This is a genomic window from Roseibium hamelinense, from assembly GCF_007830545.1.
Classification (GTDB): domain Bacteria; phylum Pseudomonadota; class Alphaproteobacteria; order Rhizobiales; family Stappiaceae; genus Roseibium; species Roseibium hamelinense.
The window spans coordinates 257,966-273,808 of the sequence record NZ_VLLF01000005.1 but is presented as its reverse complement, the minus strand read 5'-3'; the positions used below and the strand labels follow the sequence as shown (position 1 = coordinate 273,808).

11 protein-coding genes are annotated in these 15,843 nt (G+C 55.2%); 10 read left to right on the top strand and 1 reads right to left on the bottom strand.

What is annotated here, in order from left to right:
- Nucleotides 1-31 precede the first annotated feature (31 nt).
- The 8 genes from JM93_RS12300 to pnp all read left to right on the top strand — a co-directional run bounded on the left by JM93_RS12300 (nucleotide 32) and on the right by pnp (nucleotide 11,169).
- Nucleotides 32-685: an RNA-binding protein gene (locus JM93_RS12300; RefSeq protein ID WP_145343749.1), complete on the top strand. Its 654-nt coding sequence runs from the start codon at nucleotides 32-34 to the stop codon at nucleotides 683-685.
- Between the two features lie 7 nt (nucleotides 686-692).
- On the top strand, nucleotides 693-3,365 hold the full coding sequence (gene infB, locus JM93_RS12295; protein ID WP_145343747.1) for a translation initiation factor IF-2: 2,673 nt from the start codon (nucleotides 693-695) through the stop codon (nucleotides 3,363-3,365).
- Between the two features lie 109 nt (nucleotides 3,366-3,474).
- Nucleotides 3,475-3,888 carry a 30S ribosome-binding factor RbfA gene (gene rbfA, locus JM93_RS12290; protein ID WP_145343745.1) on the top strand — a complete coding sequence of 138 codons (414 nt, stop codon included), beginning with the start codon at nucleotides 3,475-3,477 and terminating at the stop codon, nucleotides 3,886-3,888.
- Nucleotides 3,889-3,911: 23 nt separating this feature from the next.
- Complete coding sequence (gene truB / locus JM93_RS12285) at nucleotides 3,912-4,853, top strand: tRNA pseudouridine(55) synthase TruB (protein WP_145343743.1); 942 nt, start codon at nucleotides 3,912-3,914, stop codon at nucleotides 4,851-4,853.
- Nucleotides 4,854-4,983: 130 nt separating this feature from the next.
- On the top strand, nucleotides 4,984-6,375 hold the full coding sequence (locus JM93_RS12280) for a flavin monoamine oxidase family protein (RefSeq protein ID WP_145343741.1): 1,392 nt from the start codon (nucleotides 4,984-4,986) through the stop codon (nucleotides 6,373-6,375).
- A 271-nt stretch (nucleotides 6,376-6,646) separates the two neighbouring features.
- A complete protein-coding gene (locus JM93_RS12275; protein WP_145343739.1) occupies nucleotides 6,647-8,191 on the top strand; it encodes a hypothetical protein in 1,545 nt (514 codons plus the stop codon).
- Nucleotides 8,192-8,471: 280 nt separating this feature from the next.
- The gene (gene rpsO, locus JM93_RS12270) at nucleotides 8,472-8,741 is read left to right on the top strand and encodes a 30S ribosomal protein S15 (RefSeq protein ID WP_145343737.1); all 270 of its coding nucleotides are present in this window, start codon (nucleotides 8,472-8,474) and stop codon (nucleotides 8,739-8,741) included.
- 298 nt (nucleotides 8,742-9,039) lie between these two features.
- Nucleotides 9,040-11,169 (top strand): polyribonucleotide nucleotidyltransferase, encoded by a 2,130-nt coding sequence (gene pnp / locus JM93_RS12265; RefSeq protein ID WP_145343923.1) that lies wholly within the window; start codon nucleotides 9,040-9,042, stop codon nucleotides 11,167-11,169.
- A gap of 55 nt (nucleotides 11,170-11,224) precedes the next feature.
- Here the strand turns inward: pnp and JM93_RS12260 are convergent, their stop codons facing one another.
- A complete protein-coding gene (locus JM93_RS12260; protein WP_145343735.1) occupies nucleotides 11,225-13,984 on the bottom strand; it encodes an EAL domain-containing protein in 2,760 nt (919 codons plus the stop codon).
- Between the two features lie 372 nt (nucleotides 13,985-14,356).
- Between JM93_RS12260 and dapB the strand changes: the two genes are divergently transcribed.
- Both dapB and JM93_RS12250 read left to right on the top strand, forming a co-directional pair.
- A complete protein-coding gene (gene dapB / locus JM93_RS12255; protein ID WP_145343733.1) occupies nucleotides 14,357-15,160 on the top strand; it encodes a 4-hydroxy-tetrahydrodipicolinate reductase in 804 nt (267 codons plus the stop codon).
- A 33-nt stretch (nucleotides 15,161-15,193) separates the two neighbouring features.
- Nucleotides 15,194-15,814, top strand: a complete 621-nt coding sequence (locus JM93_RS12250; RefSeq protein WP_145343731.1) for a 2,3-bisphosphoglycerate-dependent phosphoglycerate mutase — start codon at nucleotides 15,194-15,196, stop codon at nucleotides 15,812-15,814.
- Nucleotides 15,815-15,843 lie beyond the last annotated feature (29 nt).

Genomic DNA, 15,843 nt, shown 5'->3' with positions numbered 1-15,843 from the left:
CGAACGGAAAATTTGGCATACGGAGGGCGGGGTGCCGCGAAAAAACGAGCCAACGGAACGGCAATGTGCTGTGACCCGGGAGGTTCTGCCGGTTACCCAGTTAATCCGGTTTGTGCTTGATCCGGAGAACCAGGTGGTTCCCGATCTGAAACGTACGCTTCCCGGCAGGGGGGTGTGGGTAACTGCCACCACGGACACCGTGGCGGCGGCTGAAAAACAGGGAAAGCGGGTGTTTTCGCGCGGCTTCAAGACAGAAGCGCGCGTAGATCCGGGCCTGAGCGAGCGCGTGGATGCGCTCATGACGAATGCGGCCTTGCAGGCCCTGTCCATGAGCCGGAAGGCCGGCGAGTTGGTAACAGGGTTTTCCAAGGTCGAAGCGGCGCTGCGGCAGGGCGATGTCATTGGACTGGTCCACGCAACCGATGCTTCGGATGACGGTATCCGAAAGCTTGGAGCTGTTGCCGCTCAGGGAAATGAACTGGCAAACGGATACAGCGTTGTCCGTTTGTTCGATTCGACTCAATTGGATTTGGCATTGGGTCGGTCAAATGTGATACATGCTGCACTGCTTGCGGGTCGGGCGAGCGAAAACTTCCTTAAGCGAGCGCGCGAATTGGAAGCTTTCCGGTCGAATTCCGCCATAAATGAACACGGCAACGCAAACGGTGCAGTTGCGCAGGACTGAAGGCAATATGAGCGATACGAAAAACCCAGGCGACAAAACAATCAGCGTTGAGCGCGGCAAAACGCTTGGCCTTAAGCGAGGCGGCGGCGACCAGGGAACTGTACGTCAGTCCTTTTCGCATGGCCGCTCAAAGGCTGTCGTCGTGGAAAAGAAGAAGCGTCGCGTCGTGGTGCCCGGGCAAGAGCCAAAGCCTGAGCAAGCCAACCTGACCACACAGCGGTTGGAAAAGCCAAGCGAAGCGCCACCGCGCAAGCCACAGCCTGCCGACACGCAGCAAGCTCAGCAAGCACGCCGCTCTGCCTCTGGCCAGCGCTCCCAAAAGGGTGGCGGCAATGTTCTGCGCACCCTGACCAAGGACGAGGCGGCCGCTCGTAGCGCAGCACTCAAGCTGGCCAAAGAACGCGAAGTTGAAGAGCAGAAGCGGGCCGAAGAGGAAGCCACGCGCCGTGCTGCTGAAGAAGCGCAGCGGAAGATCGAAGAAGAGGCGCGTCTGAAGGCCGAGGAAGAAGAGCGCAAAGCGCGCGAGGCTGAAGAAGCCAAGCTTGCTGCTGAGCGTGCGGCCGAAGAAGCCAAAAATCCGCAGCCCCAGGCTGAACAGGCACCTGAGCCGGCTAAAACGGCTCCAAAGTCGGCTGAGCGTTCTGCGCCTAACCGCGCCGAGCGGCCTGCTGCCGCAGCGCCGAAAGGCCGTGCTGGTGAAGAGGAAGATGACAACCGCAGCAAAGCCTTGCGGCCGGTCACTCGGCAAAAGCCGGCCCCTGCACCTGCACGCCCTCGTGGTGGCGACGACCGCCGACGTTCAAAGCTTACGATTTCGGCGGCAACCGGCGGAGAAGAGCAGCGTTCGCGCTCGCTCGCATCTATGCGCCGGCGTCAAGAAAAGGCAAAGCGGGGCCAGCAGCAGGTTGTTCGCGAGAAGATCTCTCGTGAAGTGATTCTGCCAGAAGCAATTACAATTCAGGAACTTGCCAACCGGATGGCGGAACGCGCTGTCGATGTGATCAAGTTGCTGATGAAGCAGGGTCAAATGCTGAAGATCAACGACGTGATCGACGCTGATACAGCGGAGTTGATTGCTGAGGAGATGGGGCATACCGTTAAACGCGTGTCTGAGGCGGACGTCGAAGAGGGACTGTTCTCGATCGAAGACACCACAGAACACCTGAAGCCGCGCCCGCCGGTCGTGACCATTATGGGTCACGTCGATCACGGCAAAACTTCTTTGCTTGATGCAATTCGGAATTCGAAGGTGGTGACGGGCGAAGCCGGGGGGATCACCCAGCATATTGGCGCTTATCAAATCGAGCAGGACGGCCAAAAGATCACATTCATCGATACACCAGGCCACGCAGCCTTTTCGCAAATGCGAGCCCGCGGTGCCAAATCGACCGATATCGTGATCCTGGTTGTCGCAGCTGATGATGGCGTCATGCCGCAGACAAAAGAAGCGATCGCGCACGCGAAGGCAGCAGACGTCCCGATCATTATCGCGATCAACAAGATAGACAAGGAAGGTTCTGACCCGAACCGGGTTCGGACCGAGCTGCTTTCTGAGGAACTCGTCACTGAATCCATGGGCGGGGATGTCATTGACGTTGAGGTTTCGGCGAAATCTGGACAGAACCTCGACAAGTTGCTTGAGATGATCATCCTGCAGTCGGAAGTTCTCGAGCTTCAGGCCAATCCGGACCGGACTGCCGAGGGTATTGTGATCGAGGCGCAGCTGGATCGTGGACGCGGCCCGGTTGCTACAGTGTTGGTTCAAAAAGGCACTTTGAAGCCGGGCGACATTCTCGTTGCCGGCGCGGAGTGGGGCCGTGTTCGTGCCATGCTGGACGAGGACGGAAAACAGGTCAAAGAAGCACCGCCGTCCAAGCCGGTCGAAGTCCTTGGCTTCCAAGGCACACCGGAAGCAGGTGACATGGTCGCTGTCGTCGAAAACGAAGCCCGTGCGCGCGAAATCGTTGAATATCGTCAGCGTCAGATCCGCGAAAAGGCCTCTGTTGTTGCCTCTGGCAGCCGCGGTTCTCTCGAGCAGATGATGAACCGTCTACAGGAAACCGGTAAGAAGGAATTCCCGCTGGTTTTGAAAGGCGACGTGCAAGGCTCGACGGAAGCAATTGTCCATGCCCTCAACGAATTGGGCACAGACGAAGTCAGCGCACGCATCCTGTTGTCCGGTGTTGGCGGCATCACCGAAAGTGATGTTACTCTCGCCGCAGCGTCAAAGGCGCCGATCGTTGGCTTTAACGTTCGCGCCAACAAGCAGGCACGCGAAGCTGCGCAGCGCGATGGAATCGAAATCCGCTATTACAACGTGATTTACGATCTCGTGGATGATGTGAAGGCGGCGATGTCCGGTTTGTTGTCGCCAGAGCGCCGCGAAACGTTCCTTGGCAACGCGGAGATCAAGGAAATCTTCCATATTTCCAAGGTCGGCAAAGTGGCCGGGTGTCTTGTTACCGAAGGGATCGTCGAGCGCGGTGCCAATGTACGTCTCATCCGCGACGATGTCGTTATCCACGAAGGCAAGCTTGGCACGCTCAAGCGCTTCAAGGATGAGGTTAAGACCGTCGAGTCGGGTCAGGAATGCGGCATGAATTTCGTCAACTATCAGGACATGCGTCCAGGCGATATCATCGAGTGCTTCCGCGTTGAGGAAATTGCCCGTACCCTCTAAGGGTGTCGCGATTTAAGATTGATTGCGCCGGTGCGGTCGTTATTCGGCTGTGCCGGCGCCGCTCATTTTGGGCGCCGGCGTTACAGTGCATCCAACACAGGAACTGAACATGTCAAAACAGTCAGCACGCGGCGAGCGTGGTCCGTCGCAACGCCAATTGCGCGTTGGCGAAACGGTTCGCAAGGAACTGTCCGACATTCTCACCCGCGGGGAAGCAAGCGACCCTGATCTTGAAGGTGTCATCATCACTATTCCGGAGATCAGAATGACCCCGGATCTGAAACTGGCGACGTGCCTTTTCATGCCACTTGGGGGCGGTGATGTGCAAAAGGTCGAAAAAGCTTTGAACAGAAGCGCGAAATACCTGCGTGGCCTCGTCTCGCGCCGGTTGACGATGAAGTATATGCCCGACTTGCGTTTTGTCGCCGACACGCGGTTCGATGACGATGACCGTATAGGCAGTCTCTTGCATTCTCCCGATGTTGCCCGGGATCTCGACAACAGCGGCAACAACAACGACTAAGAAAAAGACCAGCAGGTAGGGCGATGGCGCGGCAGCAGAACCGCAAGAAAAAGAATGCAATCAGCGGCTGGCTTGTGCTCGACAAGCCCTATGGGATCACGTCAAATGAGGCGCTGGGCAAGATCAAGCGCATTTTCTCGCCCTTGAAGGTCGGGCACGCAGGAACCTTGGACCCAAGGGCATCCGGCTTGCTGCCGGTCGCCTTTGGTGAAGCAACCAAGACCGTGCCTTTTGTAATGGATGGCCGGAAAGTTTACCGGTTTGAAGTAACTTGGGGGGCGGAAACCAACACGGACGATACCGAAGGCGAGATTGTTGCGACCTCGGATGTCCGGCCCGGACGGGAGGACATTGTGTCCGTCCTGCCGGAGTTCATCGGCACCATCATGCAGGTCCCGCCGAAGTTTTCAGCAATCAAGATCGCCGGCGAACGGGCCTATGATCTTGCGCGTGATGGCGAAGAGGTTGCACTGCAAGCGCGGCCGATCGAGGTACATCGCCTTGAACTGGTTGATTGCCCTGATGAAAACCGGGCCGTTTTTGAGGCTGAATGCGGGAAGGGTACCTATGTCCGTGCAATGGCTCGCGATCTCGGGCGCCGCCTTGGTAGCTGTGGTCATGTTACGGAGCTCAGGCGCTTGCTGGTTGGCCCGTTCGGCGAAGACGACATGGTGCCGTTTGATGATTTGATCGAAGCCGCAGAAGAGCTTGAAGGTGGTGCCGGCATAGAGCCGCTTGTTGAAGAGTTTGTTCTTCCGGTCCGCGAGGCAATGGAAGATCTCGTGGAAGTCCCGATAACACAAGACGATGCCCAGCGAATCCGTCAGGGTATGGCGGTTCTTCTGCGCGGACGTGACGCGCCGCTCAATTGCGAAGTCGCCTTCGCCAGTGAGGCCGGGGTACCGGTGGCAGTCGGTTCGATCGAAAAAGGCCGTTTCCAGCCAAGCCGGGTGTTTCACCTTTAGCTCCTAGGTTGAGGCTCAAGAACCTTGTTGTTCTGGGTCATGCGCAGTTTTCACTTAGTCTTCGAAGACCTTGATGGCATGCTGCGGGGGGAGCGTTTTGCTTGCGCTCCGATGCTGGGAGGGCGGATGAATGATGAAGGACACAAGGCGCGCAAGCCTGCAAAGCCGTCTGACGAGGCGCAAGCTTCTGAAAGCCGGCGCTGCCACGGCTTTGACACTTCCGTTCATAGAAGGTAGGCGGGCTCTTGCCCAAAATGACGATTTTGATGTCATCGTCATTGGCGCTGGCATTTCGGGACTTGCGGCGGCGCGGCGCCTCAAAGAACTCGGATACTCGGTTGTGGTGCTGGAGGCGGCCTCTGACGTGGGGGGGCGGATTCGCACGGACTGGTCTTTAGGCGCGCCGTTTGAAGTTGGCGCCGGTTGGATCCACGGACCGGATGGCAACCCGGTCTCCGGTCTTGCCGCAGATATCGGCGCACCGACCCTGGTGACGCCCGACGAGAGCTATCAGGTTTTTGCAAAGGATGGAGAAGCGGTCCCGGCCTCCGTCATTGAGGCAAAATATCTGGACCTTGAGCGCCTATATACCCGAATCGACAACACGTTTGACAACGACCAGCCTTTGGTTGAAGCGATCCGCCGTGTTTCCAAGGGCAGCTTGGAGGATCCCGTTCTCCGCTGGATGATGAGTGCCTACACGGAGTTCTCGACCGGCGGTCCCACAGAAAAGCTATCCGCCTATTACTTTGACGAGGACGATGAGTATGACGGAGCGGATGTCATTCTGACGGACGGCTATGATCAAATCGTCAAAAGTCTTGCGGAGGGTCTTGATATTCGCTTCGGTGCCGCGGTCGAGCGCATCGAATACGAGGAAGGCGATGGTGCGGCCGTTTACACGTCAGATGGTCCGTTTGAATCCTACTTTGTTATCTGCACGGTTCCGCTTGGGGTCTTAAAAAAAGGGGCTATCGTCTTTGATCCGCCGCTGCCCGGAGCCCATCAAAAAAGCATCGAGACGATCGGCTTCGGCAGCGTTACCAAACTGGCATTGAAATTCGATCAGGCCTTTTGGCCGGAAGATGTTCAGTATTTTGGCTATATGAGCGAACCGAAGGGGCGCTGGAACTATTTTCTCAATTACCGGACCTTCAGCCCGGAAAACATTCTGCTGGGGGTGAGTGTCGGGGATTATCCGTTTGTTGCGGAGAAAATGAGCGATCCCGAAATGGTTGCCGATTGCATGAGCGCGCTGCGCGTCATGTTCGGCGACGGCATTCCCGAGCCCAACGATCGTTTGGCAACCCGCTGGTCGGAAGACCCGCATACGTTTGGCGCGTATTCCTATTCAGCTGCCGGCAACACGCCAGCCGATTTTGACAGGTTTGCAGAGCCGGTGGCGAACACGGTCCTGTTTGCCGGTGAGCACACGACCTTCGATTTTCACGGCACGACCCACGGCGCCTACCTGACCGGACTGGCAGCGGCTAACCTGATCGAGGACGAGCTGGCGGAGTAGGCCAGGCCTTTGGCATTGTTCCGGCGGGCTGTGGCCGGAACACAGACGTCCCATCGTGGCAGGCAGGCAAAACAGCGTTTTGGGCATGTGGTTCCGGAACCCTCGACCGCTTTCCGCGCGTTGGGGCACGCCCACAGTGCGTTGTGCCCACGCGGCGACCTTGTTGTTCACACTATCCACCCGCAACCGTCCTCAATTGGAAGGCCGAAGCGCTTTTGCCGGTCAATGGCAGTCCGGTGCCGGCCCACGGAGACAACGCGGGAGATATGGGATGGTGAATTACATCGGGTTTCTTGTCGATATTAGATTTTCGGACGAAAATACTCTAAATAACGGCAATTACATTGTCTATTGTGATTCCGATCAAAACAAACTGGTAGAGTTAGGCGGTCCTGAAACCAATTTCAAACACGGGATTTTTCCCAGCCCGATGTGCGCGGTTCTTATCTGGATCAAGAACAAATTGGGGCCCGTCACATCTAATGGTGGGGGTAAATTCTGCACTGATAAAGTGACTATAGATGCGTTTAAAGGCAATATCGAAGCTGTGAATCTTGTCGGAGTGATCGTAAATGGTGGTGTTGAAAAGTTGAAAGAACACCTTTGTTATTCAGTCCTGCCGTTGTTCTATATTTGCGAGGATGGTATCGGAAAGAAACAAATCAAGATATTTAATAGTGATTTGAATGCCGAAAGTGTTGCGCAAATTTACAGTGGACAAAAAACAATAAACCTAATGCAAGATGGCGAAATTGGAATGAGTGAAGACGGATCATTTTACGTTAAAAAATTGAATCCTTCAGAAGAACAGAAAGAAATTCAAAGTGCTAATATTGCGAGAGTTTTTAAGCTATCTCGCGTATACTCAGAGGAATTTTCTAAAAATATCGGTGATTTTCAATTTGGTGCTGAAAAAACGGGGGTCGAAAGCCAGCAAGACTTGCAGGCTATAGCTGAATTCGAAAAGAGAGATGCGATCTCCGGGGTGTTAAACAACATTCAACATCGCTGGTTTGAAGCGAGAAAAAAGACAAACCCCGAGGAAATCAAGAATTATAATATCGGTGCGTTTGCCGCGCTGAAAATGGATGGTCCGCAAGGGCAACCTGTTTTCAAACCGCTGCTGCAGAGTCTGAACATCAAGGGCACCAACAAGGCTGCCCATGCGGAAACGCGGATCGCCTATGTCATGGACTATCTGCAAGCCTGTGTTCAGGCGAAAAATTCGCCCCTTGTCTTCAAGCACTTGTACCAAAGGTTGCTGGAACAAGAAAACGCAACGCTTTACATGTTCAGCTCGTTGCTGCCCTGTTACATGTGCGCGGCCGAAGTGTTGACGGATATGGGTGGTTATGTCCAAAAAATCGGCGAAAATGATGACTATGGGATCCCGATGTCGTTCAAGGGATTACCACAACAGACGATGTTCTTCTCCAATATCGAATACCTCGATGTGGATGCCAATATCGAATACCGGGAACTCACGGCAACCTTTACAAGCCAACAGCAACAGCAACAGCAACAGCAACTACAAAAGCCAAAGAGTGTCTCGATCACGCCCTATGCAATCCCGGATACGCAGTCACAGTCCATCTCCAGCCTGCTGTGTTACCCGAACGGGGCGCCGGCTTCTTTAGCGTCCCTCCAGCGCGCGGCGGTTTCCGATGCGGGAAGCAGCGTCTCATTTGTCGGGCTGCAGAATGATCCCGCCATGGAACGGTATGCGCTGCTGTCTCGGGCGATCAAGTTACCGAAAAACCTGCCGCAGGCGCAGTCCGTGTTCGCGAAGCAGGCATTCACTCTCGGGAACAACTAGTCATAAAATCAGTTGGAAACGGCCACCGGAGGATCCTTTGCCCTGCCGTCCTGTCCCGCGTACACGGGTGTGTGACAGGGCTAGGGGTGTTTTCACAAAAAGGACTCGCGTTTGCGGCGGTTTTCCGTCATATTCCGGCGCCACTGGGCATTGAAGCCCAATTGGTCCCTTCAAAACCTTTGCTGACCGACATCTTGGCTCTGGCGCAGGAGGGATTAGGCCGGATTTCCGGTATGTCAACGTGCCCGGTCAACGGGCCTATCTCTTGAAAGGAAGAGCGATGTCGATCACTGCAGAGCGCAAAGCTGAGCTCATCAAGGAATACGCCACCAAAGAAGGCGACACCGGTTCTCCGGAAGTCCAGGTCGCGATCCTGACCGAGCGGATCAACAACCTCACCGAACACTTCAAGGGTCATGGCAAGGACAACCACTCCCGCCGCGGTCTTTTGAAGATGGTTGCGCAGCGCCGGTCCCTTTTGGACTACACGCGTGGCAAAAGTGAAGAGCGCTACAAGTCTTTGATTTCACGCCTTGGCATTCGCCGCTAAGGTTTGTCCAAGAATTAAAGAAGCGCGGTGGGTTCCAAACCCGCCGCGTTTTTCTTTAAAACGCGGTCTCTTTGAGTGTTTCCCTTTTGGCATCAAAAGTTCTATAGAGACCCCGTGACATGTCATGGGGCAGGATTGCCAGCTTCTTTCCGCGAAAACCGCGAAAGCAGCTTGTTGTCTTGCCCGTGGCCTGTCCGCCGGTAACCGGCCCATCCGGGGCCGACCGGGAACGTGTTTGCTCTTTGAACGGCTGCGCATCATTGGCAGCGGAGCAGGCAAGAGATGTTAAGGAATGATGATGTTCGATATTCATCGCGTCGAAGTGGATTGGGGCGGGCGCCCTCTGGTCTTGGAAACAGGCAAGGTTGCGCGCCAGGCAGACGGCGCCGTCATGGCGACCTATGGGGAAACCAAGGTTCTGGCGACTGTTGTGTCCGCAAAAGAGCCGAAGCCGGGGCAGGACTTCTTTCCGCTGACCGTCAACTACCAGGAAAAGGCGTTTGCTGCCGGTAAGATCCCGGGTGGTTACTTCAAGCGTGAAGGCCGTCCGAGCGAACACGAAACGCTGACATCGCGGCTCATCGACCGGCCGATCCGTCCGTTGTTCGCCGATGGCTACAAGAACGACACACAGGTCGTGATTACCGTTCTGTCGCACGATTTGGAAAACGCGCCCGATATTCTGGCGATGGTTGCTTCCTCAGCGGCTCTTACGCTGTCCGGTGTTCCGTTTATGGGGCCGATCGGCGGCGCACGCGTCGGTTACATCAACGGCGAATATGTGCTCAACCCGCTCGTTGATGACATGCCCGAGTCCTCGCTGGATCTCGTGGTTGCCGGCACGAACGATGCCGTTTTGATGGTTGAGTCCGAAGCCAAGGAGTTGGATGAAGACACCATGCTCGGGGCCGTCATGTTCGGCCACAAGGGCTTCCAGACCGTCATCGATGCGATCATCAAGCTGGCGGAAGCGGCAGCGAAAGAACCGCGTGAGTTTTCCGTCGCCGATTACTCCGACCTTTTTGCAAAGGTCAAGGAAATCGCTGGCGGCGATCTGGCCGCGGCCTACAAGATCACATCCAAGACCGAGCGCAAAAACGCGGTTGACGCGGCCAAGGCAAAAGTTGTCGAGGCCCTTATCACCAATGCGGCCGAAGGCGAAGCAGTCGAGGCCACGGTTCTCGGCGAACAATTTAAGAAGCTTGAAGCGGAAATCGTCCGCGGCGGCATTCTCGATACAGGCACCCGCATCGACGGCCGCGATCTGTCTACCGTCCGCCAGATTTCCTCTGAAGTCGGCATCCTGCCGCGCGCTCACGGGTCTTCCCTGTTCACCCGTGGTGAAACACAGGGCCTCGTCGTTGCGACCCTCGGCACCGGCGAAGACGAGCAGTTCATCGATCTGCTGGAAGGCACCGTTAAGTCTCACTTCATGCTGCACTATAATTTCCCGCCATACTCTGTTGGTGAAACCGGCCGCATGGGTTCCCCGGGGCGCCGCGAAATTGGTCACGGCAAACTTGCCTGGCGTGCAATCAACCCGATGATGCCGGCTCACCATGATTTCCCGTACACCGTACGGATCGTGTCCGAGATCACCGAATCAAACGGTTCTTCTTCCATGGCGACCGTTTGCGGGACATCGCTCGCACTCATGGACGCCGGTGTTCCGTTGAAAAGCCCGGTTGCCGGCATTGCGATGGGCCTGATCAAGGAAGGTGATCGCTTTGCTGTTCTGTCCGACATCCTGGGCGATGAAGATCACCTCGGGGACATGGACTTCAAGGTTGCCGGTTCCGAAAACGGTATCACCTCGCTGCAGATGGACATCAAGATCGACGGTATCACCGAAGAGATCATGAAAGTTGCGCTGGGGCAGGCAAAGGATGGCCGGATCCATATCCTTGGCGAAATGGCCAGCGCACTGACCGAAGCCCGGTCTGAGCTCGGTGAACATGCTCCGCGCATCGAAATGATGAAAATCCCTGTCGACAAGATCCGTGAAGTCATCGGTTCTGGCGGTAAAGTCATTCGCGAGATCGTCGAAAAGACCGGTGCAAAGGTCAACATCGAGGATGATGGCACAGTCAAGATCGCCTCTTCCGATGGCAAGGCCATCAAGGCCGCCGTCAACTGGATCAACTCCATTGCGGCTGAGCCGGAAGTCGGCGTCATCTACGAAGGCACCGTCGTGAAATGCGTAGACTTCGGCGCTTTCGTCAACTTCTTCGGAGCAAAGGACGGTCTGGTCCACATCTCCCAGCTGGCTCCGAAGAAAGTTGCCAAGGTCACGGATGTGGTCAAGGAAGGCGACAAGGTCTGGGTCAAGCTCATGGGCTTTGACGAGCGCGGTAAAGTCCGCCTCTCCATGAAGGTGGTTGACCAGGAGACCGGCAAGGAAGTCGAAAAAGAAGAAGCTGAAGCCTAATTGGTACCCAGCTAAAACCGTGCGCCGGCAAATCTGATTTGCCGGCGTTTCGTTTTTATCCGGCCTGCACCACGGCCTGTGCGTGTTCTGACGCAACGTCAGCCCGCAAGTATGATCGGAAATCCGCTTCTGCCATTGGGCGGCTGATATGATAGCCTTGAATAAGGCGGCAGCCCATCTTTGTCAGGATTTCACATTGGGCCGCATTTTCGGCCCCTTCTGACACAACCTGGATATCGAGGCTCGATGCCATTGAAATGATGGCTGAGACCAGGGCGCGATCGTCGGCATCATTTTCGATATCTTTGATAAAAGAACGATCGATCTTCAATGTGTCGATGGGAAGCTGCTTCAAATAACTGAGCGACGAGAAGCCGGTTCCAAAATCATCCAGAGACAGATGGATCCCTAGATTTTTTAGGTCTGTGAGGACTTCAGCCGGATCAATACGCCGGTTGTCAAACATCACGCTTTCAGTGATTTCGAGTTGGAGGCAGTCCGGTGTCATGCCCGTTTCGTCGAGAATGTAGGCAACCGTATCGGCAAATCCGGCTTCCCGGCACTGGCGAGGTGAAATGTTCACACTGATTTTCGGCAGGGTGAAACCTGAACGCTGTAAAGACTGAAATGTCTGACAGGACCGCCTGAGAATCCAGATACCAAGCGGAACGATAAGACCGCTCTCTTCGGCAATTGGGATGAATTCATCTGGAGGTACGCGGCCCAGCTCCGGATGCGACCACCGTGCCAGTACCTCACAGGATGCAATGGACCCGGTTTGAAAGTCGTGGATTGGTTGGAAGTGGAGCTCAATGGTCTCTTCGGCAATGGCACGTCTGAGCGCCGTCTCGAGCTTGATCGCCCGGTTGGTCTTGCGGTCGAGGCGCTTCGAGAAGAAACTGAATGTGTTGCCGCCCTCAGATTTGGCTTGATACATAGCCATGTCGACATGACGCAAGAGCGCCTCTATCGAGTTGCCATCACTTGGACTGACCGCAATGCCGATACTACCAGTCACATAAAAATCGTCGGCATTATCCATTGTCACAACATTCGCAAGGTTTTTCAAAATTGCGCTGGCGACGCTTTCGACCGACCATTCATCCTGTATTTCAGTGAGGATAACGGCAAATTCGTCGCCGCTCAGCCTTGCCATTGTCTGGCCCTGAGGCAATGCGCTTTTGATGCGTTCTGCTGCAATTTGTATAAGCCGATCCCCATACGTGTGGCCATGGCTCTCGTTGATGGTTTTGAATCTGTCGAGATCTATGTACAGCACCGCACACAAATCGCCGCGATCCATCGCACGTTTCGTTTCTTGCGCCAGCCGATCCATAAACAGGGTCCGGTTCGGCAAGCCGGTCAACGCATCGTAGTGCGCATGCTGCACAATGAGGGCTTCCTGACGTTTTCGCTCTGTAATGTCGGTAATTGTCGCGTAAAAAGCCTCTTTTCCATCCCAGCTGGTCATGCGCACGTGCTGCTCAAGCCAGACCTCGCTCCCATCGCTCCGGGCACCTTTGACTTCATAAACACGCGGTGCGAGACCGCCATTCGTACGCGGATTGTAGTAGGACAGCATACGTTCGCGTTCGGAAGGTGCGTAGATGCTCATGGTCGCACCGCCGATGAGATCTTCCTTTTCGGCGGGATCGTGTCCCAAAATTTTCAAAAGGGCATCATTGGCATAAAGAATCCGTTGATCAGCGTGTACCAGAACACCTTGCAAAGACCCGTCAATCAACTCCCGGAATTGAGCGTCAGTGTCACGAACACTTTCGAATGCCTCTTTGAACATGTCTGCGAGTACATTGAATTCCAGGATCTGCCCGGGCTGATAGCCGGTAATATGCTTGCTGCGGCTCATGAAGCGCGCGTACGCCATCAGTTTCTGAAGGGCCGGAGATGTCACCCTCTTCAACAAAAGCGAGGCAACAACGGCAGCGAGGACCGCGTACAGCAGGAATGGACCGAAGAGATTCCGGTAGGTCTCTTGCACGTTCGACAACGCTTCGCTTGGATGAATTGCAGTAAACAGAAGCGGTTGCTCTTTTTCATACTCATCGAGGGTGGTGCCAAGCGCCAAAAGCCCATCGTCGAGCACATGCCCGCTCTGCCTGAGCTCGGTGGCAAGGCCGGACAGCCTGTTCAGCTTATCCTGTTCGCCCAGAGACGCGATCGGCTCGGATCGATAGAACAGCTGCAGGTTCTCTGTGTTCAAAACTCTGGCGATGGCGCCCATTAGAAAATAGGAATCATTCAATTTGACGGCAGCGAACAATCTGCCGATCGGCCGGTGTGTCTGCGGATGGGTAATCCTCAAGGAAAGCGCCCGATAAACGTCGCCGCCTTGTTCATCAGAAACCTGGATGGTTTGCCAAACGTCCGGAGCGAGAGTTTCGCGCCTTTTCAGATCGAAAGCCTTGGTTGCGCCTGGCAGTAAGCTCGCATCCAGCCAAGCGCGCTGATCTTCAGCTTCGACTATGATCACGTCAATCAACGAGCTTGCGCTTTCCGTGTTCAGGCGCTCCAGCAAATATAGGGCATCTGGCAAGTTGCCATCCAACAAAGCCGATGCAAGATCCTTGTCGGCTGCAGTCCGGCGCAGACGATACTCCAGTTGCTGAAAATGCTGTTCGAAAACGAGGCGTATCAACGCGTTTTCTTTGTCGGCGGTATGCATCGATTCCTGGCGCGCAATTGAGATGCTGCCGGCATATGTGATGGCAAAAAGAACAAGCGTCGTGATGATCAGGCCAAGGCTGTAAAGGCCAATTGCGAACCAGCTGTACCGAACACCTTTATGTTTCGTCATTGAGACGCCCTGCCAGCCTATCGTTGTATCGATACGTTATTGCGCAAGTTTCTACCTGTCAGCGTTTCGGGAAATTCGGGGTTGTCCGGCTGAACCGTTACTGGGTTTTGCAGGATGCAACCATGCACTGCCACGAGTTTATTCTTTATGAATTCACTTTGATTTGTTTGCCGAAGGGGTTGGCAGACAATTAAACCTGCGGTGTTTTGCATCGCACCGCGGGTGTCGAAATAGTTTTTGCAAGTGACTTTAGGAAACACGTCGCAAATCGGCACATATACCGTAAACGCCCGTATGGAGTCGGTTTGCCTGCCGCTGACAACCTGATATATCCCCCTGCACATCGCAAGAAATCTGGTTAGGGATAGCGCAATGCGTCTTGTCGTAGTTGGGGCCGCGGGCCGCATGGGAAAAGCGCTCGTGCGCGCTGTGCACGAGCAAGATGGCGCCGAATTATGCGCTGCAATCGAGCGTCCGGAAGCACCTGAAGTGGGGCTTGATGCAGGTCGTCTGGCCGGGCTCGGAGATCTCAATGTTCCCATTACCGATGATCCGCTTTCAGCCTTTGCCAGGGCGGACGGGGTTTTGGACTTCACGGCCCCCCAAGCTTCACTTTGGTTTGCCGAGCTTGCTGCTCAGGCGCGTATCGTGCATGTGATCGGTACGACCGGCTGGACGGCCAACCAGGAAGGTCCGCTCCATGTGGCCGCCCGGCATGCGAGAATCATCAAGTCCGGCAACATGAGTCTTGGCGTCAATTTACTTGCTTATCTCGCGAGGCAGACTGCGCGGGCTCTTGGCGACGACTTCGATATTGAGATCGTCGAAATGCATCACCGGCACAAGGTGGATGCACCTTCTGGAACTGCACTGCTGCTCGGTGAGGCGGCCGCCGAAGGCCGTGAGATAGATCTTGCTCAGCGGTCGGTTCGCAGCCGCGACGGAATTACCGGAGAACGCAATTCAGGCGATATAGGCTTTGCGACGCTTCGCGGTGGGTCTGTGATCGGCGAACATTTGGTCATTTTTGCCGGCAACGGCGAGCGCATCGAATTGACCCACAGGGCGGAGGATCGGCAGCTTTTTGCACGCGGCGCAGTCAGGGCAGCACTGTGGGGATACAAAATGAAACCGGGATATTATTCCATGGCGGATGTGCTCGGTTTAAAGGACTAACCATCAGTTTTGGGAAATCGAAGGAGAATGGCCATGGAACGCCTTTTGGTGCTGGTCCGTCACGGTCAAAGCGAGTGGAATTTGAAAAACCTGTTTACCGGCTGGAAAGATCCAGACCTGACCGAACAGGGGGTTGCCGAGGCAAAACGCGCAGGGCAGGAACTGCGTGACCTGAAATTTGCTTTCGACATTGCCTTCACATCCGATCTCAGCCGTGCGCAGCGAACACTCGGGCTTATTCTTGAAGAGTTGGATCAGACTGGGCTGGAAACCATTCAAAACCAGGCGCTCAATGAGCGCGACTATGGTGATTTAACCGGTATGAACAAAGATGAGGCGCGCGATAAATTCGGCGAAGAGCAAGTTCACATTTGGCGTCGGTCTTTTGATGTGCCGCCGCCAGGTGGAGAAAGCTTGAAAATGACGGCAGAAAGGGTTCTTCCCTACTTTAAAAAGGAGATATTGCCGCTGGTTTTGTCCGGAAAGAAGACCATCGTAGCAGCACACGGCAATTCTCTGCGCGCGCTCATTATGGAACTGGAAGGATTGACTCCGGATGAAATTCTCAAGCGCGAACTGGGAACGGGGGCTCCGGTGATCTACCGCCTGGATGAAGACGGCAAGATCGTCAGCGTTCAGGATCTCGCCGCGTAGAAGGATTTACATGGCACAAGCCCGATTGA